The organism is Rhodoferax koreense, from assembly GCF_001955695.1.
GTDB lineage: Bacteria > Pseudomonadota > Gammaproteobacteria > Burkholderiales > Burkholderiaceae_C > Rhodoferax_B > Rhodoferax_B koreensis.
On record NZ_CP019236.1, the window covers coordinates 2714458 to 2738383 of the forward strand.

The following is a 23926-nucleotide window of genomic DNA, read 5'->3' on the forward strand; positions in this document are numbered from 1 at the left end:
GCCGCGACGGCGGCCTGGCTCAGCAGGGTTGTCCCTTGCGTTCGAGAACCCAGGCTGGCGCGTCCTGGAGCGCCACGGGGCGAAGGAAACGGTCGACCGCCGCATAACCGACCGAAGTGCCGAATGGCTGGGTCGAGGCCGGATAGGGGCCGCCGTGCTGCTGCGCCGCGGCCACGGCCACGCCGGTGGGCACGCCGCTGAACAACACCCGGCCCGCCACCTGCGAGGCCGCCCGCACGAGGCGGCGATGCTCCGGCGTATCCGCCTCGGCACCCCACAAAGTCACGGTGAGCGAGCCGCCCACGGTCTGCAGCACGGCCACGGCGTCGTCGATCGACAAGGTGCGCACCACCAGCGCCGCGGAGCCGAACACTTCTTCCTGCAGTTCGTGGTGCTGGATGAAGTCGGCTGCCGTCACCTCGGCGAGGTAGGGTCGCGGCGCGAGGCTGCCGGCCGCAGACGCGTCCTGCACCAGGGGCTTGAGCACGCTCGACGCGCGCCAGCGTGCCACGCCACGGTCGAAGGTGGCACGGATGCCGGCCGACAGCATCGCGTGCGGCTGCTGCGCCTGCAGCGCCTTGGCCAGGTTCTGCACGAAGGCGTCGCCGTCCGCGCCGGCGGGCACGACGATCACGCCGGGGCTGGTGCAGAACTGGCCCGCGCCGAGGCAGATCGAGCCGGCCAGCGTCGTGGCGAGCTCGGCGCTCTTCTCGAGAGCGGCGGGCAGCACCAGCAGCGGATTGATGGAGCCGAGTTCGCCGTAGAACGGGATCGGCCGCGGCCGCTCCGCCGCCACCTTGGCCAGCGCCGTGCCGCCCTTGAACGAACCGGTGAAGGCCACGGCCGCAATCGCTGGCGCGTTCACCAGCGCCACGCCGACTTCGATCGAGCCACCCTCGACGAACTGAAAGACGCCCGCCGGCAATCCGGCGGCGTCCACCACCCGATGTGCCAGCGCCGCGGTCATGCGCGAGAGCTCGGGGTGGGCCGGATGGCCCTTCACCACGACCGGGCAACCCGCGGCAAGTGCCGCAGCGGAGTCACCGCCGAGCACGGAGAACGCGAACGGAAAGTTGCTCGCCGAGAACATTGCCACCGGGCCGAGCGGCACCCGGGTGCGCGTGAGGTGCGGCCGGCCCACGGGTGGCGTGCCGGCAATGGCGGCGTCGTCCACCACGGCATGGATGGTGCCGGCGGCCAGCACATCCGCGAAGCCGTTGAGCTGGAAGATCGTGCGGTCCAGTTCGCCGTTGAGGCGGGGCAGGCCGAGGCCGGTTTCCCGGTCGGCCAGCGCGACGAGTTTCTCACGGTCGGCCTCGAGCGCGGCGGCCAGCGCACGCAGCAGCGCGCCGCGCACGGCCGCCGAGGTGGCGGCGAAATCACCGGCCACGGCTTCGGCGGCCGCCGCCGCGGCGTCGATGTCGGCGAGCGTCGATTCGGGCCAGGCCGCACCGACGGGTTGGCCGGTGCGGGCTTCGATGGATTGCAGCATCAGGATTCCTTGCGTGTTGTGAGAAGCATGTTGTAGGAAGGGCGCAGCGCTCTTCGGGGCGCGGGCGCGTCCGGATTTTCGCTTCGCCGCCGAGCGGAAGCCCGCGCTGGACCGAATGTCCTTCGCGTCGGCCGGCAAAGCCCGGCGATGGGGCGACCGACCGCGCAGCGCCAGCCGCTAGTCGAACGCCCAGGCTGCGAGACAGGTCGGGCCGACCGCGCCGCGCCAGAGCCGGCGTGCGGGCAGGTCCGAGCCGGCGCCGCTGGCCACCATCAGCGGCAGCAGGTGTTCCTCGCGCGGATGGGACGCACGGCCGCCCGGTGCGCGGCTCCACTGCGCGAGGCCGTGGGCGCGTTGGTCGCGGTCGCCGGCCAGTGTCTGGTCCAGCCAATCGTGGAAGGCATAGGACGCGGCGGCGTTGGCCGCGAAGTCGCGCAGGTTGTGGTAGCTCATGCCGGCCCCGACGATCAGCACGCCCTCGTCACGCAAGCCCTGCAGCGCGGCGCCCAGGCGGCAATGCAACGCCGGGTCGAGGCCGAGCTGCAACGACATCGCCACCACCGGCACGTCCGCATCGGGGAACATCACTTTCAGCGGGATGAAAACACCGTGGTCCCAGCCGTAACCCCGGTCCACCACGGCGGGAAAGCCCGCTTGCAGCAGCCGGGTGGCGGCGCGTTCGGCCAGTGCGGGCAGGCCAGGCGCGTCGTAGGTGATTTCGTAGGTTTCCGGCGGAAAGCCGTAGTAGTCGTAAATCAGCCCGGGCTGCTCCGCGCCGGTGAAGCTCGGCACGGCCGTCTCCCAGTGCGCGGTGATGATCAGGATGGCCGATGGCTTCGTGGGCAGGAGGCGGTGCAGGCCACGCAGGAAATCCTCGGTCGCCTGGTAGCGCTGCTTGCGTTCGCCGGTCATGAAAAACGACGGCCCGCCGCCGTGCGGGATGTACACGGCTGGCATGCGTTGCGTGGGCGACGGGCTTGGCGTCATCTCGATCCCGCTTCCCGGTCAAGAAAGGTATTTCTTGAACCAGGCCACGGTGCGCTCCCAGGCCAGCTTGGCCGCGGCCTCGTCGTAGCGTGGGGTGGAATCGTTGTGGAAGCCATGGTTGACGCCCTTGTAGATGTAGGCCTCGTAGGTCTTGTTGTTGGCCTTGAGCGCCGCCTCGTAGGCCGGCCAGCCCTGGTTGATGCCGGTGTCGAGTTCGGCATAGTGCAACAGCAGCGGCGCCTTGATCCGGGCCACGTCCTCCGCCTTCGGCTGGCGCCCATAGAAGGGTACGGCCGCGCCGAGCTCGGGATAGGCCACGGCCGCCGCATTGGCCACGCCGCCGCCGTAGCAGAAGCCGGTGATGCCGACCTTGCCGGTGGTGGCGTCGTGCTTCATCAGGAACTCGATGGCCGCGAAGAAGTCGTTCATCAGCTTGGTCGGGTCGACCTGCGCCTGCAGCGCCAGGCCTTTCGGGTCGTTGCCCGGATAGCCGCCGACAGAACTCAACCCATCGGGTGCGAGCGCAATGAAGCCGGCCTTGGCCGTGCGCCGCGCCACGTCCTCGATGTAGGGGTTCAGGCCTCGGTTTTCGTGCACCACGACCACGCCCGGCACCTTGCCCGTGGCCTTGGCCGGCCGCACGAGATAGCCGCGCACCTGGCCATGGCCGTTGGGCGATGGGTAGGTGACGTAGTCGGCCACGATCTCGGGATCGGTGAAGGCCACCTGCTGCGCCAGCGCGTAGTTGGGGCTCAGCGCGGCCAGCATGCCGGCGGCGGTAAGCCCGCCCACGGCGTATTTCGCGGCACGGTCGAGGAACTCCCGCCGAGCGATCTTGCCGTGGACGTAGTAGTCGTAGAGTTCCAGAATCTCCTGGGGGAAATCTTTCGCGGTCATGCGGGTCATGGTTTTCTCCTTGTTCGAGTTTCGAAGGTGCCGCGCGCATCATGGGCGATACGCCCGCGGCGTGGTCCGAGGGCGGCGATTGTCCGAGCAACCCATGGGGGATCAGCCATGGGCCGGCCATCATAGGCCGCCATCAGCGGCCGATGACAACCGGCCCGGGGTCAGATCCTCTTCGAACGCCGCAGGTAACGGTCGACGGCTTCGAAGAACAGTTCGCTGCACAGCGCCAGGCCGGCCGCGGGCAGCGCGCCGGCAAGCATCAGCGCACTGTCGTTCAGGGCCAGGCCGGTGACGATGCGTTCGCCCAGGCCGCCGGCGCCGATGAAGGCGGCGATGGTGGCCGTGCCGATGGCGATCGCGCTGGCGGTGCGGATGCCCGCCATGACCGTCGGCAACGCGATGGGCAACTCGATGGCGCCCATGCGCTGGCCCGGCGTCATGCCCAGCGCCAATGCGGCATTGCGCAGGCCGGGCGGTACCTCGGACAGACCGGCCACGGTATTGCTCAGGATCGGCAACACGGAGTAGACCATCAGGGCCAGGAGGGCGGGCCAACGGCCGATCACGCCCAGCACGGCGATCAGCACGGCCAGCAGCGCCAGCGAAGGAATGGTCTGCAGCACCCCGGCCGTGCCGAGCGCCAGGGCGCGCAGCTTGGGATGCGGGAACAGCAGCACGCCCAGCGGCACGGCCAGCAGCGTGGCCACGCCCACCGAGACCAGCACCAGCACCAGGTGTTGCCAGGTGAGGCGCCAGAGGTCGTCGCCGATGAGCCGCTGCCACAGCTGGGCGCCGAACGACTGGCTGGTCTTGCCGACCTTCTGCAGCGTGGCCTGTTGGCCGCCGGCGAGCGCCTGCGCGGTGTTCTGCACCAGGAACTGGCGGGCGATCGCGTCGAACGGCTGGCTGGCGAGCTCGGCCTGGGCGTTCATCGCGATCATGGTCGCCTCGTTGATGCGGCCCTCGAGCTTCTGCAGTGCGGCCCAGGCGGCGGGATGTTTCTGCGGCAGGTCGAGCCGGTACAGCAGCACTGCGTCATACCGGGGGAAGTAGGCCTGGTCGTCCTGCAGCACCAGGAGGCCGAGATGGTCGATCTTCGCGTCCGTGGTGTAGATGTCCATCACGTCGATCTGCTTCTGCGCGATGGCGTCGTAGGCCAGGCCGTGGTCCAGTCCGATGGGCTGGCCGCCGAGCTGGTAGCGCGCGGCCAGGCCCTTCCAGCCATCGGCACGGCCGATGAATTCGTTGGACAGGCCGAGCTTGAGCGTGGGGTGTTTGGCCAGGTCGCTCAGCGTCTTGATGCCGAGTTCATCGGCTTGCGCCCGGCGCATGGCCAGGGCGTAGCCGTCGTTGAAGCCCAGCGGCACGGCCGCGCCCAGGCCGAGCGGCACCAGGGCCTGGTTGATGGCGGCCAGGTTCATGGTGGCGTCGCCCTTGACGATCTCGAGCGCGATGGTGCCGGTGTATTCACCGTACACGTCGATCTGCCCCGAACGCAGCGCCTCGAAGACGATGGCGGTGTTGCCCAGGCCCTGCAGCACGCGGGTCTTGCCGCCCGCGGCCTGCGCGGTCTGGGCAATCACCTCGGCCAGGATGTAGGATTCGGTGAAGCGTTTCGAACCGACCTTGAGTTCGCCCTCCTGGGCATGCGCCAGGGCTGGCACGAAGATCGCAAGGCAGAAGCCCATCACCATCAAGGCGCGGCTGAAAAGTCGTGTGGTGCAACGCATCGTTCCACTATAGCGGCAGCCCCGTTTTTCAGTATTTCCAGACCTCGCGCCCCGAGCCTACATGTCGAGCCCTCGCTACAACACGCTGCCGCACCACGGACGCTTCGGCTACTCGGCCATCCACCAGCGGCCCGACTTCCGCTGGCCGGACGGCAAGCGCCTGGCCGTCTACCTCGGCTTCAACATCGAACATTTCGCCTTCGGCGAAGGCCTGGGCGCCAACCTCGGGCCGGTGTCGCCGCACCCGGACGTGCTCAACTACACCTGGCGCGAATATGGCAACCGTGTCGGCGTGTGGCGCTGCCTGGAGCTGTTCGATGCGCTCGGGTTGCCCGCCGGCACCCTGGTCAACACCGCGCTGTACGAGCATTGCCCCGACGTGATTGCAGCCTTCGTTGCGCGCGGCGATGAAATCATCGGCCATGGCCACACCAATGCCGAACGGCAGGGCAGCATGCCCGAAGAGGTCGAACGCGAATTGCTGATCGATTGCCGCGAACGCATCCTGCAGCACAGTGGCACGGCCCCCACGGGCTGGCTGTCGCCCTGGATCGCGGAGAGCCCGCTCACGCCGGACCTGCTGGCCGAGACCGGCTACCGCTACAGCCTCAACTGGTGCCACGACGACCAGCCCGTGGCGATGCATACGCGCGCTGGCCGGCTCTGGTCCATCCCCTATCCGCAGGAGCTCAACGACATCCCCATGATCATGGGCCGGCAGATGGACATGAAGGATTTCGCGCAGATGATCGTCGACAACTTCGACGAGATGCTGGTGCAGTCGCTTGGCCAATCGCTGGTGATGGGCATTGCGCTGCATCCCTACATCGTCGGCCAGCCTTACCGGCTGCGGCATCTGCGGCGGGCGCTGCAGCACATTGCGGCGCACCGCGACGACATCTGGTTCACCACGCCGGGCAGGATTGCCGGGGCGATGGACGAACGCTTCCCGGCCTAGCCGATCCAGGCCGCGCGCGGCCCGAGCGGGTATTCATCGCAGTTGTGATCGCCGGGTGCGCCACCGCGGTCGACGACAAGAAAGTCACTGGGCGCGTCGAGTGCGATCAGCGGATGGTGCCAGGTGCCGGACGCGTAGTTCACGCCCTGGCCGGGCTCGGCGCGGAAGCAGCGCATCGCACCGACGTCGGGCGTGGCCGCGTGCGGCGTGGCCGGCGCCACGACCACGAGGTAGGCGCGTTGCGACATCGGCACGAAGGCCTGGCTGCCCAGCGGATGGCGCTCCAGCAGCAGCAACCGCATCGGCAGCGTGCGCGGTTTGGCTTTGAAGATGCTGACGATGGCACGGCCGCCGCCGGTCGCCACGTCGACCTGCGCGAGGTCATGGTAACGCTCGGCAAAACCTTCGTTGATCGTGAAGTGGCGCGCGTCGTGGCTGGCCTCGATCACGTCGCCGAAGGAGCGGAAGGACTCTGCCGTGAGCGGCTCGATGACCAGCGCGGGGTTGGTGTCGGTCATGTTGGCTCTCAGCAATCGACTTCGAGCAGGTCGGTGATGAAAGATGGCGGGCCCGCATGTTTGCCGCGCTGCTTGCGGTTCTTCCGTTTGCTGAACGCCAGACCCACGGCCAGGGTCTGCGCTAGCGACATGGCCGAGGTCAGCGAACGAAAACCGAGCAGCTTGGCGTCGTTCACTTCCAGCACCAGGTCGGCGTCCCTGGCCACCGGGCTCAGGAATGCGTCGGTGATGGCCAGGCGCTTGGCGCCGGCGGCGCGCACCTGTTCGCAGACCTGCAGGGTGTCGGCCGCATACGGGGGAAAGCTGATGGCAATCAGCAGGTCGTCGGGGCCGGCCGTGCTGGCCTGCTCGGCAATGGCGCCGCCCAGGCCGGTGATCTGCACGGCCGGCCGTCCCACGCGGTTCAGCGCGTAAGCCAGGTAGGCGGCCACCGCATACGAGCGGCGCAGGCCGAGCACGTGCACGATGCGCGCATTCTCGATGAGGGTGATCGCCTCGGCCAGCGGCAGGCTGGCGGCGTCGTCCTGCAAATGCTCCAGCGACACGATGTTGGCGCGGCTGAAGGCGCGCAGCACCTCGGCCGGATCGTCGGGATGCTCGAGCGTCTGTTCGCCACCGTAGTGGCGGATGCGTTCGCGAAACGTGGGTTTGGTGGCGTGCTGCAGCGGCTCGCGCAGCAGGCGCTGCAACTCCGAATAACCGCCGAAGCCGAGCGCCTTGGCCATGCGGATGAAGGCCGCCGGTGCGATGTCGGCCATCTCGGCCACCGTGGCCACCGGATTGAGCGCAATGTCGTTCGGATGTTCGATGGCGTAACGCGCCGCGTCGCGCATGCGCGGCGTGAGGCGTTCGCTCTCGCGCTCGATGAGTTCGCGCAGGCCGTCGAGGCCGGTGGGCAGTGCGGTGGAAGAGGGTGGCGCGGTTGCTGCAGTCATGTCCACCATTGTCGCGTTGCCCGATCGGGTTCAGAAAGCTTTTACTTCGCCGCGCGGAACGAATTGGCCCATGCCCTCGCGTCCCTGCCATTGCGCGCCGTCCACGATCAACTGGCCGCGCAGGAACACCTTCTCCACCTTGCCCTGCAGCGTGCGGCCTTCCAGCAGGGTGTAGTCGCAGTTGCCGTGCAGATCCCTGGCGTAGATGGTCTGGCTCGCGGCCGGGTCGAACAGCACCACGTCGGCGTCGCTGCCCACGGCGATCGTGCCCTTCTTGGGGAACAGGCCGAACAGCTTGGCCGGGGTCGTGGAGGTGAGTTCGACGAAGCGGTTCAGCGAGAGTTTGCCCTGCATCACGCCGATGTCGAACAGGCTCACGAGACGGGTCTCGATGCCGGGCGCGCCGTTGGGGATCAGCGAGAAGTCGTCCTTGCCGCGCATCTTCTGCAGCCGGTAGCCGAGGTGGCCTTCCTTCATGCAGAACGGGCAGTGGTCGGTGGCGATGACCTGCAGGTCGTCGTAACGCAGCGCGCGCCACAGGTGTTTCTGGTCGTTTGGCTTGCGCAGCGGCGGTGTCATCACGTATTTGGCGATTTCCAGGTCGTCTGTGGCGTAGACCGAGTCGTCGAACAGCAGGTAGTGCGGGCAGGTCTCGGCGAACACCGGAATGCCCTCGGCGCGCGCGGTCACGATGTGTTTCAGCGCCTCGTTGCTCGACACGTGCACGAAATAGATCGGCGCCTCGGCGAGTTCGGCCAGGCGGATGCCGCGGTGCGTGGCCTCGCCTTCCATGATGGCCGGGCGTGTCATCGCGTGGTAGCGCGGCGAGGTGTGGCCGGCTTCGAGCGCTTCCTTGATCAACAGGTCGATCACCGTGCCGTTTTCGGCGTGCAGCGCCACCATGCCGCCGTCCGCGCCCACCTGGCGCAACATGCGGAAGATCGATGCGTCGTCGGCCATCATCACGCCGGGATAGGCCATGAACATCTTGAAGCTGGTCACGCCTTCGAAGCGCATGGCATGGCGTACGTCTTTCAGCACCTGGTCGTCCACGCGCGTGATGATCACGTGCACGCTGTAGTCCACCGCCACCTGCGATTCGGCGCTGCGCTGCGCGCGGGCGATCGCGCCCAGCGGGGAGTCTGCTTCAGTCTGCAGCGCGAAGTCGACGATGGTGGTGGTGCCGCCGAAGGCCGCGGCGCGCGTGCCGCTGGCAAACGTGTCGCAGGTGATCGTCGGGCCGATCACGTTTTCCAGATGCACATGCGTGTCCACGCCGCCGGGCAAGACGTAAAGGCCGGTGGCATCGACCACGGCCACGTCCTCGCCGACCTCGATGCCGCGACCGATGGTGTGGATGACGCCGGCGCGCATCAGCACGTCGGCCACGTAGTCGTCGGTGGCCGTGATGACGCGGCCGTTGCGGATCAGGGTGTCCGAGCTCATGTTCAGCGGATCACTTCGTCGAGGTGTCGGATCAGGCGGTCGATCTCTTCCATGGTGTTGTAGTGCGCCATGGACACGCGCACCACGCCGCCCTGCGGCTGTAGACCGAGCCCATCGACCAGTCGCTTGGCATAGAAGTCGCCGAAACGAATGCCGATGCCGAAACGGTCGGTGTGGCGCACGATGGATTCCGAATGGGTGCCGGCGACCATGAAGCTCACGGTCGGCACGCGGCCGCCCATGGCTGCGGAATCCATGCCGATGATGCGCACCGATTTCTTGTCGCGCAGGTAGGCCAGCAGGCGTTCGCAGATCGCATCCTCATGCCGCTCGAACGCATCGAACGCGGTCTGCATCTTCTGCCGCGCGGTGCCGGTGCTGCCCAACTGCGTCCCCACGTCGATCAGGTAGTCGCTGATGCCCATGCAGCCGTAGGAAAGTTCGTAATTCACGTTGCCCGGCTGCAGCTTGTAGGGCAGCACTTCCGGGCCGATGAAATAGTGGTTCAGGCTCGGCAGCGACAGCAGCAGATCGCGTTGACCCCACAACACGGCATAGTGCGGGCCGAACACCTTGTAGAAGCTGTAGACGTACAGATCGGCGCCGCTGGCCTGCACGTCCACCAGTCGGTGCGGCGCATAGGCCACGGCATCGACGCAGAGCCGGCCGCCGACCGCATGTACGCGTTCTGCCACCAGGGCCACCGGATTCACCGTGCCCAGGATGTTGGAGGCGTGGGTCATGGCCACCCATCTGGTGCGCGGGGAGAGCAGGGTGTCGAGTGTTGCCAGGTCGAGCTCCAGGGTTTCGGGATTCACTTCCCAGATCTTCAGCACGGCGCCCGCAGACGCCAGCCGCATCCAGCCGCCGATGTTGGCCTCGTGGTCGGTGTTGGTGACGATGATCTCGTCGCCGGGCTGCACGGTGGGCAGGATGGCACTGGTCAGCTGGAACATCAGCGAGGTGGTCGAGCCGCCCATCACCACTTCGTCGTCATGCCGCGCGTTGATGAGTTCGGCCACCGAGCGGCGCGCCGCCAGCACCTTGCTGCCGGCGTCCTGCGACTGCGCATAACTTGCGCCGAGTTGCACCGCGCTGGTCAGCAGGTAGTCGCGCACACGGTCGGCCACACGGCGCAGCACCTGCGAGCCGCCAGCATTGTCAAGGTAGGCCACTTCGTTATTGATAGCGGGGAACTCAGATCGGATGTGCGCCAGATTGAGTTTTGATGCCGAATTTTGCATGGTTTCAATGTTGGTAGATCGCCTGCAGAAACGCGCGCGTGCGCTCTTCGCGAGGCTGGGTGAAGAAGGTTTCGGGCGGCGCCTGTTCGATCACGCGGCCGGCTTCCATGAAGATCACGCGGTCGGCCACGCGGCGCGCAAAACCCATCTCGTGCGTGACGATGACCATGGTGACGCCGGTACGCGCGAGTTGCTGCATCACGTCGAGCACCTCGCCGACCATTTCGGGATCGAGCGCGGACGTGGGTTCGTCGAACAGCAGCACCTTGGGCTCCATGGCCAGTGCGCGGGCAATCGCCACGCGTTGCTGCTGCCCGCCCGAAAGCTGGCCCGGCAACTTGTGGGCGTGTTGCGCCAGCCCGACCTTGTCGAGCAGCGCCAGCGCGCAAGCCTCGGCTTCGCGCCTGGCCATGTGCCGCACACGCACCGGGCCGAGCGCCACATTCGCCAGCGCGGTGAGATGCGGGAACAGGTTGAAGCTCTGGAACACCATGCCGACCTCGGCGCGGATCTTGGCCAGGCCGCGGCCGCGCACAACCTTGTCGCCTTCGACGAGCACCTCGCCGCGCTGGTAGTCCTCGAGCAGGTTGATGCAGCGGATCAGAGTCGATTTGCCCGAGCCGGACGGGCCGATGATGACCACGACCTCACCCGCGTTCACGTCGAGGTCGATGCCGTGCAGGGCCTCGAATGCGCCGTAGAACTTGTGCAGGCCGCGGATCTGGATTTGTGCCGGTGTGGTCATGGGTTCAGCCGTCGATCAACGTGTCGCAGCGCGGTGCCGGCCTTCGAAGAAGCCGACCAGCCGCACCAGCGGCAGCAGCAGCAACAGGTAGAGCAGGGCCGCGCCGATCAGCGGTGTGGGGTTGGCTGCGAGCGCTTGCGCTTGCGTGGCTTGCTTGAGCAGATCGGGCATGGCGACGACCGACGCCAGTGCCGTGTCTTTCAGCACGTTGATGCAGTTGCTGGTCAGCGGCGGCACCACGATGCGCAGCGCCTGGGGCAACACCACATCGCGCATGCGGTTGAAGAAACCCAGGCCGATGGCGTCGGCGGCCTCGAACTGGCCTTTCGGGATCGCCTCGATGCCGGCGCGCAAGATTTCGGCGGTGTAGGCACACGAGACAAGCGACAGCGCCGTGGCTGCCGCGGTGAACGAGGTGAGCCGGATGCCGACGAAAGGCAGGGCGTAATACACCAGCACCAGCAACACCAGCAAGGGGATGGATCGGAACACATCGATGTAGACACGCGCCACGGCGCGCAGCCACAACGGACCATACAGCCGCAGCAGCGCCATCAGCAGGCCGCCGGCGAAGCCGAGGCCGATGCTCACCGCGCCGAGCACGATCGTGATCCACAGGCCTTCGAGCAGCATCGGCAATGCGCTGCGGAACACCGGCCAATTGAAAAACGTGTCGAGCAGATCCATGCGGGGCGCGGTGTCGGTTCAGTCTGCTCTTGTTTACTTGGGTACGTCCATCACCTTGACGCTCGATGAGGTATCCGGCGGCACGGTGCCGAACCACTTCTTGTGGGTGGCCGAGACGAAACCTTCCTTCTTCAACGTCGTCAGGATGTCGTTGACCTTGGCCGCGTCGGGGAAAGTCTTGGCGAACATGAAGGAATAACGTTCGTTGGTCGGAATGCGCGCGGCGATGCGGTACTGCGGCTTGTCCTTGATGTAGTACTCCACGGCCGGGATGTCGCTGATGTAGCCGTCGATGCGGCCCGCGGCCAGGTCGAGCATGGCCGGCGCCAGGCCTTCGTAACGCGTGATCTTCGCGATCTTCAGCTTGGCCGTGTTCTCGGTCGCGTAGATGTCGCCGGTCGAAGCCGTGTCCACGCCCACCGTCTTGCCGGCAAGGTCTTCGAGCTTGTCGATCTTGGTGGCCTTGAGCACGGACAGCGACTGGTCGCTGTCGTAGTACGGCTGCGCGAAGGCCAGCGATTCGAGGCGCTTGGGCGTGATGGTGATGCTGGAGATGGCCATCTGGATGCGGCCCGACTGCACGGCGGGGAACAGGCCGTTGAACGGGATGTTCTCGATGGCCACGGTCTTGCCCGCGCGCTTGGCGACTTCGTTGACCATGTCGATCTCGAAGCCGATGAACTTGCCGGAAGCGTCCTGGAACTCCCAGGGCACATTGCCGATGTTCGCGCCCACCGTCCAGTCGGCGGCATTGGCGGACAGCGTGGTGGCGGCGGCCAACGTCAGCGCGAGCCGGCTGACGAATGTCTTGAGTTTCATGCGATTCATGCGGGTGGCTCCTGTGGGGCTTTGAATTTCCGCGGCGACCGGGATAGGTGGGCGGACGGGCAAAGATACCAAAATGAATCAAATAAATCAATAAAAAAAATAATGAAACGTTTAATCCAATCTGGTGCAGGCATGCACCTTGTTGGTGTGTCTGTGCATCGATTCGGACCGCCTACGTTTGCACGGCATTTGCATTCGATGCGCTGGAAACCGCGTGCGCAGCGCGGCCCCTGCCATCGGCGTCTTCGACGCCATTGGTACAAACCCGTTCGCCAGAGCGATGGCTTCGGGTGGATAAACATGTCGTTCCACTTCATTTCCAACGCCACCGATGCTGTCTTTCGCGTCCATGTCGAATCGCACCATTTGGGGCCTGTTGCGCTGGGGCATTCCTGGATTCGGTGCGTTGATCCTCGTCGCCATGTGGGTCATGGGCACTGCGAATATGCGGCAGGACAAGGAGCGTACCGAGGCGGAGGCCTACCGTCGCTCGGACGCATCGACGCAGGCGTACGAGGCCTACATCCTGCGCGCACTCCAGCAGATCGACCAGCTGGAGGGCTTCATTGCGGAAAACGCCCCGCTGACGGATTCGGACGCGGCGTTGACGCGCCTGCTGGCGCAGGCCCTGCAGCACCAGCCGAACCTGAGCAGCCTCTATGTCACGAACGAACATGGCGACATCGTCGCCGTCGCCCTTCGGGACGGCAAGGCGACCGCCACCGGGTCGGCGAAGGATCGCGCCTATTTCCAGGTCCACGAGGAGGCCCGGTGGCGCGGACTCTACGTCGGAGAGCCCACGCTGGGACGTGTCAGCAAATCCTGGGTGATCCATCTCAGTCGCGCCAGGTTCAAGGCCGATGGCTCCTTCGCAGGCGTGGTGGTGGCGACGGTCAACCCGGGATTCCTGGTCGACTTCTACAACGAGGCACAGTTCGGCAAGCGAGGGCTGGTCAGCCTCACGGGGTTGGACTGGACGCTCAGGGCGCGCCGATCGGGCGAACGGGTCTGGTACGGCGACCGTGCCGGCCCTGCTTCTCTCGCCCCGCGTGTCGAAACCGCGCCGGCCGGACACTACTTCGCCGAAAGCCGGCTGGACGGAATCTCGCGCTTCATCGCCTATCGCGTGATCTCGCCCTACCGGGTCGTGGCCTACACCGGCCTGGCCAGGGACGAGGTTCTGGCCGAGTACGAAGCGCGCCGCGACAGGCTCAGGGAATTCCTCGTCTTCGCGACGGGCGTCGTGCTTCTCGCGACCGGTGCCCTGACGTTGCTGGTGCTGCGCCTGCACGCGTCGCGGCTGCGGGCCGCCGCGGCGGAGGACCGTTTCCAGGCGGCGTCCGATGCGCAGCTCGATCCGTTTTTCATGCTCTCCGTGAAGCGCGCCGAAAGCGGCGCACCCGGCGACTTCGTATGCGAACATGCCAATCCTCCCGCGCTGCACTGGCTCGCGCGCGAGCGAGCGCAGGTGGTGGGGCAATCCGCCTTGAGCCTGGTTCCGAAGGACCTGAGGCCTCACCTGCGCGAGGTCTACGAAACCGTGCTGCTGACGCGCGGGCCGCTGGAGGAGGAATTCTCTTGGCACACGAAGCAGGGCGAGGTGCGGCGGGTGGTGCAGCAGGTCGTGCCCGTCAGCGACGGGCTTGCCATCACCATGCGCGACATCACCCAGACCCGCGCCAAGGAAGAACTGCTGCGAGAGCAGCGGGTGGCGCTGGAGCACAACGAGCGTCAGCTGCTGGCGATCACCAACAACGTGCCCGTGCTGATCTCCTATGTCGACCGCGATCGCACCATCGTGTTCGTCAACGAGACCCACCGACGTTGGTACGGGTCCACGTGGCAGACGCCGGTTGGCAAGAAACTGTTCGAACACTGGAGCCCGGCCGTCCAGGAGGAGCGGATTCCCTATGTGATCCGGGCCATGGGCGGCGAACGCGTGGAGTTCCTCGCGAGCCGCGAAACGGTCGATGGCTTGCGCACCCTGCAGAGCATCTATGTGCCGGACGTGGATGCCGATGGCCTGGTGCAGGGCATCTACATGCTGAGCTTCGACATCACCGATTTCAAGCGGACGGAGGCCGAGCTCTCCAACCTGCTGTACCGGGACACCTTGACCGGCCTGGACAACCGGCTTCGATTCAATGAGCTCCTGCCCCAGGCCCTGGCCAGGGCCAAGCGGTCCTCCAAAGGGATCGCATTGCTGTTCCTGGACGTCGACAGGTTCAAGCACATCAACGACACCCATGGGCACGCCATCGGCGACGACGTCCTCAAGAAGGTGGCGAAGAGACTCCGGCAGGTCGTGCGCGAGACGGACATGGTGGTTCGCCTGGCGGGCGACGAATTCATCCTGCTGCTCGAGGAACTCGGTGGCCCGAAGGAATCCGAAGCCGTGGCGTCCAAGGTGGTGGCGCAATTTCGCACGCCCTTGTCATTGGGCACCATTTCCCTCCCGGTCACGGTCAGCGTCGGGGTCGCCTACGACGACGGCACCGGGCTCAGTGGCAAGGCCTTGCTGCAGATGGCCGATGAACAGCTCTATGCGGCGAAGGCGGCCGGACGCAACGCGTTTTCGGCGGCGCGGTACTGAGCGGCGTCGCGCCTGTGCCGCTGTCAGGCGAAGGCCTCGCGGGGCCGCGGCGCCTTGCCGAAGTCCCGCTGCGCCAGCCAGAACACCGGCCCCGCCAACAAGGCCGCCGCGGCCAAAGCCACGAAGGCGATGCCGAAGTGCTGGCCGTCGCCGACGATCAGGTTCGCGGCGCCGGGGCTGATGGCCGCGCCGATGCCCTGCAGCGTCATCACCAGCCCGAGCGCGGTATTAAAACGCCCGCTGCCGCGGGTGTAGCGCTGCACTAGCAGCGGCGTGGCCACGCCGAGCGCGCCAGCGGCCAGGCCATCCAGGACCTGCACCGGGATGTTGTTCCACTCGCTGGTGAAGGCATAGGCCAGCGCGCCGCGCAACGGCAGCACCAGGATGGCGGCATAGAAGAACCAGGCCACGTCGAAACGCCGGCTGCGCGACACCCACAACGCGACCGGAATCATCGTGAGCTGCGCGACCACGATGGCGATGCCCGTCCACAGCAGCGGGGCCGAGCCGGCCACCGTCGCGGCCAGACGCTGGTTCAGCAGGGGCAGCATGGCCGCATTGCCGAGGTGGAAGAACGCACAGGCCAGGGCGAACAGCAGCAGCGGCCGGTTGCGAAAGAGGGCGCGCACCGGTGCGTGGCCTTCGGCGTCCACCACCGCGGGCGGTGCGTCCTGAGGCTCATTGCCGCGCGCGGCCTCATGGTCGATGTCGGCCGGCCGGATGGCCAGGATCGACAGGAGTGCGCCGCAGGCCATCGCGCCCATGACCGCCAGCATCCACGGCGCGCCGAACCAGTGCGCCGCCAGGCCGGCGCCGATGGCCGACACCATGTTGCCCGCGTGGCTGAACGCCTCGTTGCGGCCGGTCTGGCGCTTGAATCCGGCGGATCTGGCCAGGCCGAGCGTGAGCGCGGCCATGGCGGCGGCCAGCAGGGCGCCGGCAACGCCGGTGACGATCTGCGAGGCCATCAGCAGCGGCCCCGCGAGCGTGGTGAAGGCCAGGGCGCTCGCGCCCATGATGGCCACGGCCGAGACCGCTGTCATGGCGCGCTTGGCGGATGCGCGGTCGACCCAAGCGCCCGCCAGCGGTGTCATGGCCACGGCCGCCAGTCCCCCGGCGGTCATGGTGTAGCCGATCCAGGCCTGCGGCACCTTGTTTTCCTGCAGGTACGTCGCGAGGAACGGCCCGAGGCCGTCCCGCACGTCGGCCATGAAAAACGCGAGCCAGGAGAGCGCGATCAGCGAGGTCGGAAGCGTCGATGGACCGCGCATGGCCGCCTCCTAGGCCGTTTGTCCGGGGCCGAACGGCTGGCCGTTCACGCTGTGCGCTTCGATGACGCGGCCTTCGCCCGTGGCCAGTGGCCGCGCCGGCCCCTCGGCCACGACCTGGTCGCCGATCTGCAGGCCGAGCGCGGCCAGGCCATCGGGCCGGGTGTGCACGAAATCGCCGTTGTCGAGCACCACGCCGTTGGGCTCGCCGTGCTTGGCATAGTTGAAACGCAGCACGCGGCCCTTGGCTTTGGCATGCGCGACGGCTGGCGTGGGCTCGACGCCATCGATGGCGGCCACCCGGGCCAGACGGTACACGAAATGCGCGGACTCGCCCTTGGGTGAAGGGCCTTCCTCCGCGCCTTCGATGCGCAGTTGCTGGCCCGGTTGCAGCGCGCGCAGCATTTCGCCGACGCTGGCGTCCTGGGGATCGGTCACGAACTGCGTGGGCGTGCCGTCGGTGTCGATCAGCAGCCCTTCGATGCCGCCCTTGGGGCTGTAGATGAGTTGGGTGAACTGGCCTTCGATGGCCCAGAGTTCGGTGGCGTGGTGGTGTGGTTTGGGCATGGTGAGGTCCTCAGGGTCGGTTGGAAAAATGGTTCAGGATGCGGGCACGGGTGGTGCCGGCGGGACGGGTGGCACGGGTGGGACGGGTGCGGTCGCGCCCGCGGGCATGGGCCGCGGCGGATGGGCCCGACCCGGCCCGCGCGGGCTGCCCGGCGCCGGGGGCTCGCGACCGGGGCCGGCGAACAGTTCGCGCATGGTCTCGGCCGAGCTGCCGATGGCGGTGGCTTCCAGTGCGCTGCCCTGGGGCGTGCGGCTGCCCCAGCCGCGCGCCCAGACGCTGCTGCCGACCTGCAGGCCGGGCACGAGGCCGGCGCCCAGGTGCGGCGCGAAACGCACGATGCTGCCGTTGTCGAGCAGCACGCCGTTCGCGTCGCCGCGGTCGGTATAGAGCAGCCGCGCCACCTTGCCGCTGGCGCTCATCGCGGTCAGCGCGGCGGGATCGCGTGGCGGTGGCGGGGGCAGGCCGGTGGCGGGCGGCTGGATGTCGACGCGCCGGTTGCCCGCGCCGACGCTCGCGGCGCGCACGACTGGCAGGTTCGGCGTGCGCCAGCCCGTCACCTGCACGGTGTCACCGGGCTTGAAGTTCTGCAGCATGGTGGTCGACAGGTGCGGTGGGAAGCCGACCTGCGTGCCGTCGGCGAGCATCAGCCCATCGACTTCGCCGTTCGGATTGACAAGCCACTGCTGGATGCGGCCGGTGACAGCGGACGGCGCGGACGGCGCCTCCAACGGGGGGGGCGGCGCGAGTGGGGCGGCGGGTTGGGGCGCGGGCTGAGCCCAGGCGCCAACAGCGGCGAGGGTCAGCGCGGAGAAAAGGGTGGAACGTCGAAGGGTTCGCATGGCAAGGCTCCTGTTGGATGAGGTGCCTCTGGCTTCTCAAGTCCCGTGCCAGTGCGAAATCCCTTATAAATCAAGGGCCTGCGGCGCGAGAGGGCGCCGATGTGGATGACCGGCGGACACCATGGTGTCCGCATCGGGGACGGTTTGTCGTTCAGCCGCGACTCACCATTTCATTTCGCCCTTCGCCACCTTGGCGCTGATCTCCAGCGAACCCGGTTCGCCGGCCTTGGGAAACTGCTTTTTCATCGCCTTGATCAGCGCTTGCGAATTGGCGGCCTTGGCGGCCTCGCGGTCGAAGCTGCGGATGTAGTCGGCCGTGTACCTGGCGGCGTTCAGCGCCTTCGACGCACCCGGCAGGTAATGGCCGGGCACGACCACCGCCGGCCGCAGCTTCTGGATGTCGGCCAGCGTCGCGAGCCAATCGGCGTGCGATTGCGGCGTCTGCGTGTCGGCCATCCACACATGCAGGTTGTTGGCCAGCACCACGCCGCCGACCACGGCCTTCAGCGAAGGAATCCACACATAGCTGCGCTCGGGCTGCGCGCCGTCGAGTCCCTTGATCTCCAGCGTCCGGCCTTCGATCGAAAGGCTGTCGCCCTGCAGCACCTCGGGCACGATGGTGGCGACCGGCGCGTCGGCCTTGAGTTGCGGGCCCCAGAACGCGAGTTTGCCCGCGGCGGTTTCCTGGATGTGCGCCACGGTCTGCGGCGTGGCCACGATCTTCGCGTCGGGGAAGGCGGCATGGATGGTTTCCAGGCCGAAGTAGTAGTCCGGGTCGCCGTGGCTGATGTAGACGGTGGTGAGTTTCTTCCCGCTGGCGCGGATCTTCCCGACCAGCTGGAGCGCCTGGGATTGGCCGAACTGCGCGTCGATGAGCACCGCTTCGCGCTTGCCGCTGACCAACACCGAGGAGACCGGGAACACAGCTTCGTGGCCGGGGTTGTAGACGTCGAGTTGCAGCGGGCCGGCGGCCATGGCGGGGGCGACGAGCGCGGCGGCGGCGATGGCAGCGAACGCGCGGCGCGTGGTGGAGGCGAGGTGGTTCATGGTTTGACGGGATGGGTGGGTTGCGATGGCCGAATGTTAGTTGTGAAAAATGAATTGAAAAACCCTAGAATCCGCGCTAATTTGTTGCTGGAAATCGCTCTAATCACGCGATCGAAATGGATGGATACGTTGAAGGCCATGCAGGTGTTCGTGGCCGTGGCGGACGCGGGCAGCCAGACGGCCGCCGCCGAGCGGCTGGACCTCTCACGCCCCGTGGTGTCGCGCTACGTGGCCGAGCTCGAAGCCTGGACCGGTGCCCGCCTCCTGCACCGCACCACGCGCAAGCTGAGCCTGACGCCGGCCGGTGGCGAAACCCTGCAGCGTTGCCGCGAGGTGCTGGCGCTGAGCGACGACATGCGCTCGGCCGTGGCGCTGCCGGACCCCACGCCCCAGGGCCTGCTGCGGATCACGGTCAGCACGTCGTTCGGGCAGATGCAGCTGGCCGCGGCCGTGGCCGATTTCGTCAAGCGGCATCCCGCCGTGAGCGTCGACCTGGTGATGCAGGACCGTGCGGTGAACCTCGTGGAGGAACGCATCGACCTGGCGGTGCGCATCGCCTCCGAACTCGATCCCAACCTCATCGCGCGCCGGCTCACGGTGTGCCGTTCGGTGGTGTGCGCCGCGCCCGCCTACCTGGCCGTGCATCCGCCGATCCGCCGCATGGCCGATCTGGGCGTGCACAACTGCCTGACCCATTCCTACTACGGCAAGACCCTGTGGCACTACGAGCAGGATGGCGAGCCGTCTTCGGTGGCCGTGGGCGGCAACCTCAGCGCCAACGAATCCACCTCGCTCATGCAGGCCACGCTGGCCGGGCTGGGCGTGGCCCTGTTGCCGACCTTCATGGCGGTGCCGCTGCTGCGCAGCGGCGAACTGGTGGCGGTGTTGCCCGCGGTGTGCCAGCGCGAGCTCGGCATCTACGCCGTGTATTCCTCGCGCCGCAACATGCCGGCCGCCTTGCGGGCCATGCTCGACTTCCTGGCCGAGCGCTTCCCGCCCGAGCCGCCGTGGGACCGGCCGGCGGACGCCTGCCTCAAAGACGCAAAAGCAAGGCCGAAGCCGCGCACACCAGGAGGAAAGGCAGGCTGATGCGGTGAAATTCGCGCAGGCCGTTGGGCAGTTTCGCCAGGCGCAGCGCGATCAGGTTGGCCAGCGATCCCAGCACGCAGCCGAAGCCGCCCACGCTCACGCCCGCAGCCAGCGCGGGCAGGTCGCGCACCGTGCCGTCGAGCAGGATGGCGGCCGGCACGTTGCTGATCACCTGCGAGGCGGCAATGGCCGCGAGGTAGGCGCGCCAGCCCTCATTGATGGGCCACTGCTTGAGCAGCGCGGCGATGGCCGGCAGCTCGGCAAGCTGGCGCAGGTCGACGAACATCAGCGCGATGATGGCCAGGAGCGCCCAGTCCACGCCGCGCAGCACGCGCGGATACAGCAGCAGGAAGGCGCCGAACACCAGGCCCAGCCCGGCCAGCAGCCAGTGCCGGTCGAGTGCAATGACGAAGGCGACGAACAGCACGCCGGCCAGCGTCAGCAGGCGCGGCTGCACCGGGGCCGCGTCGGGCGCGGGCTTGAGCGCGATGGCCGTCTTCGGCACCAGCACCCACACGGCGACGAACAGCCAGAACAGCATCACCGCCACGGTCGGCGCCATCATGCCCATGAAGCCGAAGAAGCTGTCGCCCGAGCGGTGCCAGAGGTAGAGATTCTGCGGATTGCCGATGGGTGTGAGGGCCGAGCCGGCGTTCACGGCCAGCGCCTCCAGCACCACCAGCCGGGCCAGCGGCAGGTGCGCCTGCGTGGCCAGCACGCGGGTCAGCGGCACCAGCAGGAACAGGCTCACGTCGTTGGTGACCAGGGCCGACAGCAGGGCCGCCGCGGCCGTGAGCAGCAGGGCCAGACCGCGCAGGTCGGTCATGCGGCCGAGCAGTTTCTGGGCCGTGGCCTGCAGCATGCCGCTGCGCTCCACGCCCTGGGTGATGGCCAGCAGTCCGGCCAGCGCGCCGACCGTCTGCCAGTCGACCAGCTTCAGGTAGTCGGCCGGCGCGCGCGGATTGAAGACGGCGAAGCCGATGGCCACGGCCACCAGCACCCACAACAGGTGGTTGCCGCCGGGCGCATCCTCGGGCGTGTCGGCCTTGGAGGCAGCGGGGAAGGGGGGCGGTGTGGCTTGGGAATCGGTCATGGAGCAAGTGCTCAATCGAGCTGGTACTGTGCCATCTTGCGGTAGAGCAATTGGCGGTGGATGCCGAGGCTGCGTGCGGCCTCGGCGCGGTTGCCCTGGCTGCGCGCCAGGGCGTGTGCGATGAGCAGGCGTTCGAGCCGCTCCACCGCGGCGGGCAGTTCGCCATCGAGCCAGTCGGCCGGCAGGGCCGTGCCGGCCTGGGCTCGATCGGCCTGGTCCATGGCGGGCCCCAGGTCTTCCGCACCGATGACGCGGTGCCGCACCAGGGCCTGGCAGCGCGCCATCAGGTTGCGCAGTTCGCGCACGTTGCCGGGCCAGGGGTGGCGCAGCAGCCATTGGGCGGCGTCGTTCGAGAGCAGCTTGGCCGGCGCGTCGTGGTCGTCGGCGGCAGCGCGGCGCAGGAAATGTTCGGCCAGCGGCAGGATGTCGGCCAGCCGCTCGCGCAGCGGCGGCAGCCGGATCGTCAGCACGTCGAGCCGGTACAGCAGGTCCTCACGAAAGCGGCCGTCGCGCACGGCGGCGGCCAGGTCGCGGTGGGTGGCGGCGATCACCCGCACGTCGACACGCACGGTCCGGTGGCTGCCCAGCGGCGTGACCTCGCCTTCCTGCAGCACGCGCAGGATCTTGGCCTGTACGGCGGGCGCCATGTCGCCGATCTCGTCGAGCAGCAGCACGCCGCCATCGGCCGCGCGGAAACAGCCGGGGCGGTCCGCGGTGGCGCCGCTGAACGCGCCGCGCACATGGCCGAAGAGCTCGCTCTCCAGCAGATCCTTCGGGATCGCCGCGCAGTTGATGGCGACGAAGGGCGCGCCGGCCCGGGCCGAATGGCGGTGCAGGGCGCGCGCCACCATTTCCTTGCCGGTGCCGGTCTCCCCCAGCACCAGCACCGGCGCGCTGCTGGCGGCGGCCAGGCCGATGCGCTTGTGCACTTCGCGCATCGCGTCGCTGACGCCGATAAGGCCGGTGGCGTCGTCTTCGGCTTCGGAGGCTGCCGGCGCGGCGCGCTCGGCCGGCGTCTCGGCACGCAGCGCGCGCGCCAGCACGTCGATCACCGCCTGGCGGCTGATCGGCTTGGCCAGGTGGTCGAAGGCGCCCAGGCGCATGGCCTCGATGGTGTTGCCGCCGCTGGCGAAGGCGGTGAGCACGATCACCGGTGGCAGGCGGCTGAGCCGGGCACGCATGGCCGCGAGCGTCTGCAGCCCGTCCATGCCGGGCATGCGGTGGTCGAGGAAGACGGCGTCGCAGCGATTGCGCTGCAGCGCCTCTAGCCCTTCTGCACCGCTGGCGCAGGCCAGGACCTCATGGCCGAGGCTGTGCAGCGTCTCGGCCAGGGTTTCGCGGAAGGCCGCATCGTCGTCGACGATCAGCAGTCGCGCCATGGGATCTCCAGTTCGAAGCGGGTGCCGGGCTGCAGCGCGACGTGGCGCAATTCGCCGCCGTGGGCCAGCGCCACCTCGCGCGCCAGGGCCAGGCCCAGGCCGGTGCCGTCGGCGCGGCCGGTGGCGAAGGGCTCGAAGAGCTGCGGCTGCAGCGATGCGGGTACGCCGGGGCCGTTGTCGTCCACCCGCAGCCGCAGCGAGCGGCCTTCGCCGGGCACGGCGCCCAGGTGCACTTCGCCCCCATGGGGTGCGTGGCGCACGGCGTTGTCGAGGAGGTTGTCCACCGCGCGTGCGAGGTGCACCGGATCGAACACCGCCTGGGCGGGCGCAGACGGATCGAGCAGCAGCCGGACACCCTGGTCCGTTGTCCTTTGCGCCACGGCCGCGATGCGTTCATCCAGCCAGGCCGGCAGATCGACGCAGCGCGGTGCCAGCGTGACCGGCTGCACCAGCGCCAGGAGGCTCTGCACCAGGCCTTCGAGCCGGTCGATCTGGCCGACGATGGCGTGCAGCGCATCGGCCTGGCGTGCGGGTTCCGCGGCCAGCGCGTTCTCGGCCTTCAGCCGCATGGCGGCAATCGGGTTGCGAATTTCATGGGCGATGCCGCCGGTCATGCGCCCGAGGGCGGCCAGGCGCTGGTCGCGGCTGCGCTGCAGCGCCGCTTCGCGCAGATGGCCGCGCGCTTCCTCGAAGCGCAGGCGGTAGCGGTTGAAGCCGTCGACGATGCGGTCGAGTTCGCGCACGCCGGTGCGCGGCAGTTCGGGCACGGCATCGCCCTCGGCTTCGGCGAGCCGGGTCTCCAGCCGCTCCACGTGGCGCAGTCCGCGGCGCAGGATCAGGCCCAGCCAGAGGCCCGACACCAGCACGGCGGCCATCAGCACCCCCAGGCCGGTGCGCAGGCTGTTCTGCGCGGCCAATGCGCCGGCGTGCGTGCGGGTCATGGTCCAGGCCGCCAGGTCCTTGCCCGGGGCCGCGAGCGGGCAAGCGCTGACGATCAGCGCCTCGCGGCTGCCGCGCACCACATCGGTCTGCGGCGCCTGCGTGCGCGCCGCGAGTTGGGCCATCTCGGTGATCAGCGGCTGTTCGGCCTGCGGGATGTCGCGCTTGACGCCGCTGCCCTCGTAGGTCGGATAGGCATAGGCCAGCAGCCCTCCATCGCGTTGCCAGACGCCGCCCTCGACGTGCGGCGCCTCGGTCAGCACCAGTTGCAGCAGCACCTGCAGCAGGTCGATCTGGGGCTGGACCGGCGCCGGATCGGGCACCGACTTGGCATACCGCGCGGCGATCGCGCGGCACGACTGCTCGGCCACGGCCTGGCCCGCCGCCACCTGGCTGCCCGCGCTGCTGCGATACAGCGCAATCATCACCACCGCCAGCGTGGCGCAGACGCTGAACAGCAGGGCCCAGAAAAGCAGCAATTGGCCGCGCAGGGATTTCATGGCATGGGCGCCGAGGTGCGGGTCGACGGCGCGGAGGCGGAATCGAAACGGGGAATCGGGAGCGGCGGGGGCATCAAGGCATGGGGCGGCTGGCGGAGGTCGCGCCCACTCTATCCGATTCGCCTTTTTCGACGT

At 68.1% G+C, this 23926-nt stretch carries 21 protein-coding genes; 3 read left to right on the plus strand and 18 right to left on the minus strand.

The genetic code is table 11. The annotated features are described in order from the left end of the window. Positions 1 to 19: 19 nt before the first annotated feature. From RD110_RS12735 to RD110_RS12750, 4 genes are all read right to left on the minus strand, one after another. On the minus strand, positions 20 to 1492 hold the full coding sequence (locus RD110_RS12735; protein WP_076199827.1) for an aldehyde dehydrogenase (NADP(+)): 1473 nt from the start codon (positions 1490 to 1492) through the stop codon (positions 20 to 22). Between the two features lie 177 nt (positions 1493 to 1669). Continuing rightward, positions 1670 to 2479, minus strand: a complete 810-nt coding sequence (locus tag RD110_RS12740) for a DODA-type extradiol aromatic ring-opening family dioxygenase (RefSeq protein ID WP_076199828.1) — start codon at positions 2477 to 2479, stop codon at positions 1670 to 1672. Positions 2480 to 2497: 18 nt separating this feature from the next. Then, complete coding sequence (gene yghX, locus RD110_RS12745; protein ID WP_076199829.1) at positions 2498 to 3385, minus strand: YghX family hydrolase; 888 nt, start codon at positions 3383 to 3385, stop codon at positions 2498 to 2500. A gap of 161 nt (positions 3386 to 3546) precedes the next feature. Further along, positions 3547 to 5115: an ABC transporter permease/substrate-binding protein gene (locus RD110_RS12750; RefSeq protein WP_076199830.1), complete on the minus strand. Its 1569-nt coding sequence runs from the start codon at positions 5113 to 5115 to the stop codon at positions 3547 to 3549. Between the two features lie 61 nt (positions 5116 to 5176). Between RD110_RS12750 and RD110_RS12755 the strand changes: the two genes are divergently transcribed. Beyond that, on the plus strand, positions 5177 to 6073 hold the full coding sequence (locus tag RD110_RS12755; RefSeq protein WP_076199831.1) for a polysaccharide deacetylase family protein: 897 nt from the start codon (positions 5177 to 5179) through the stop codon (positions 6071 to 6073). Here RD110_RS12755 and RD110_RS12760 read toward each other — a convergent pair. The 7 genes from RD110_RS12760 to RD110_RS12790 all read right to left on the minus strand — a co-directional run bounded on the left by RD110_RS12760 (position 6070) and on the right by RD110_RS12790 (position 12476). Further along, positions 6070 to 6591 (minus strand): ureidoglycolate lyase, encoded by a 522-nt coding sequence (locus tag RD110_RS12760; RefSeq protein ID WP_076199832.1) that lies wholly within the window; start codon positions 6589 to 6591, stop codon positions 6070 to 6072. The genes RD110_RS12755 and RD110_RS12760 overlap by 4 nt on opposite strands. Before the next feature lie 8 nt (positions 6592 to 6599). Continuing rightward, positions 6600 to 7526 carry a MurR/RpiR family transcriptional regulator gene (locus RD110_RS12765; RefSeq protein ID WP_083686669.1) on the minus strand — a complete coding sequence of 309 codons (927 nt, stop codon included), beginning with the start codon at positions 7524 to 7526 and terminating at the stop codon, positions 6600 to 6602. Between the two features lie 30 nt (positions 7527 to 7556). Continuing rightward, complete coding sequence (gene hydA, locus RD110_RS12770; protein ID WP_076199834.1) at positions 7557 to 8972, minus strand: dihydropyrimidinase; 1416 nt, start codon at positions 8970 to 8972, stop codon at positions 7557 to 7559. Between the two features lie 2 nt (positions 8973 to 8974). After that, the gene (locus tag RD110_RS12775; RefSeq protein WP_239467229.1) at positions 8975 to 10147 is read right to left on the minus strand and encodes a cysteine desulfurase-like protein; all 1173 of its coding nucleotides are present in this window, start codon (positions 10145 to 10147) and stop codon (positions 8975 to 8977) included. Positions 10148 to 10220: 73 nt separating this feature from the next. Beyond that, complete coding sequence (locus tag RD110_RS12780) at positions 10221 to 10961, minus strand: amino acid ABC transporter ATP-binding protein (protein WP_076199836.1); 741 nt, start codon at positions 10959 to 10961, stop codon at positions 10221 to 10223. 15 nt (positions 10962 to 10976) lie between these two features. After that, on the minus strand, positions 10977 to 11648 hold the full coding sequence (locus RD110_RS12785; RefSeq protein ID WP_076199837.1) for an amino acid ABC transporter permease: 672 nt from the start codon (positions 11646 to 11648) through the stop codon (positions 10977 to 10979). Positions 11649 to 11681: 33 nt separating this feature from the next. Next, complete coding sequence (locus RD110_RS12790) at positions 11682 to 12476, minus strand: transporter substrate-binding domain-containing protein (protein WP_076199838.1); 795 nt, start codon at positions 12474 to 12476, stop codon at positions 11682 to 11684. 349 nt (positions 12477 to 12825) lie between these two features. Here RD110_RS12790 and RD110_RS12795 point away from each other — a divergent pair, with 349 nt between their 5' ends. Further along, positions 12826 to 15069, plus strand: a complete 2244-nt coding sequence (locus RD110_RS12795) for a bifunctional diguanylate cyclase/phosphodiesterase (protein ID WP_162277359.1) — start codon at positions 12826 to 12828, stop codon at positions 15067 to 15069. 23 nt (positions 15070 to 15092) lie between these two features. On the opposite strand, the gene RD110_RS12800 is transcribed toward RD110_RS12795, so the two are convergent. The 4 genes from RD110_RS12800 to RD110_RS12815 all read right to left on the minus strand — a co-directional run bounded on the left by RD110_RS12800 (position 15093) and on the right by RD110_RS12815 (position 18791). Beyond that, complete coding sequence (locus RD110_RS12800; RefSeq protein ID WP_076199840.1) at positions 15093 to 16340, minus strand: MFS transporter; 1248 nt, start codon at positions 16338 to 16340, stop codon at positions 15093 to 15095. A gap of 9 nt (positions 16341 to 16349) precedes the next feature. Then, positions 16350 to 16904 (minus strand): hypothetical protein, encoded by a 555-nt coding sequence (locus RD110_RS12805; protein ID WP_076199841.1) that lies wholly within the window; start codon positions 16902 to 16904, stop codon positions 16350 to 16352. Between the two features lie 33 nt (positions 16905 to 16937). Continuing rightward, on the minus strand, positions 16938 to 17744 hold the full coding sequence (locus RD110_RS27545) for a hypothetical protein (protein WP_204250061.1): 807 nt from the start codon (positions 17742 to 17744) through the stop codon (positions 16938 to 16940). A 162-nt stretch (positions 17745 to 17906) separates the two neighbouring features. Then, positions 17907 to 18791 carry an MBL fold metallo-hydrolase gene (locus tag RD110_RS12815; protein WP_076199843.1) on the minus strand — a complete coding sequence of 295 codons (885 nt, stop codon included), beginning with the start codon at positions 18789 to 18791 and terminating at the stop codon, positions 17907 to 17909. A gap of 120 nt (positions 18792 to 18911) precedes the next feature. Here RD110_RS12815 and RD110_RS12820 point away from each other — a divergent pair, with 120 nt between their 5' ends. Continuing rightward, complete coding sequence (locus tag RD110_RS12820; protein WP_076199844.1) at positions 18912 to 19880, plus strand: LysR family transcriptional regulator; 969 nt, start codon at positions 18912 to 18914, stop codon at positions 19878 to 19880. Here RD110_RS12820 and RD110_RS12825 read toward each other — a convergent pair. From RD110_RS12825 to RD110_RS12835, 3 genes are read right to left on the minus strand one after another with little or no spacing between them, the layout of a single operon-like run. Next, positions 19825 to 20973 (minus strand): SLC13 family permease, encoded by a 1149-nt coding sequence (locus RD110_RS12825; protein WP_076199845.1) that lies wholly within the window; start codon positions 20971 to 20973, stop codon positions 19825 to 19827. The genes RD110_RS12820 and RD110_RS12825 overlap by 56 nt on opposite strands. Before the next feature lie 11 nt (positions 20974 to 20984). Continuing rightward, positions 20985 to 22352: a sigma-54-dependent transcriptional regulator gene (locus tag RD110_RS12830; protein ID WP_076199846.1), complete on the minus strand. Its 1368-nt coding sequence runs from the start codon at positions 22350 to 22352 to the stop codon at positions 20985 to 20987. Continuing rightward, positions 22337 to 23791, minus strand: a complete 1455-nt coding sequence (locus RD110_RS12835; RefSeq protein WP_076199847.1) for a sensor histidine kinase — start codon at positions 23789 to 23791, stop codon at positions 22337 to 22339. Before RD110_RS12835 ends, RD110_RS12830 begins: the two co-directional genes overlap by 16 nt. Positions 23792 to 23926 lie beyond the last annotated feature (135 nt).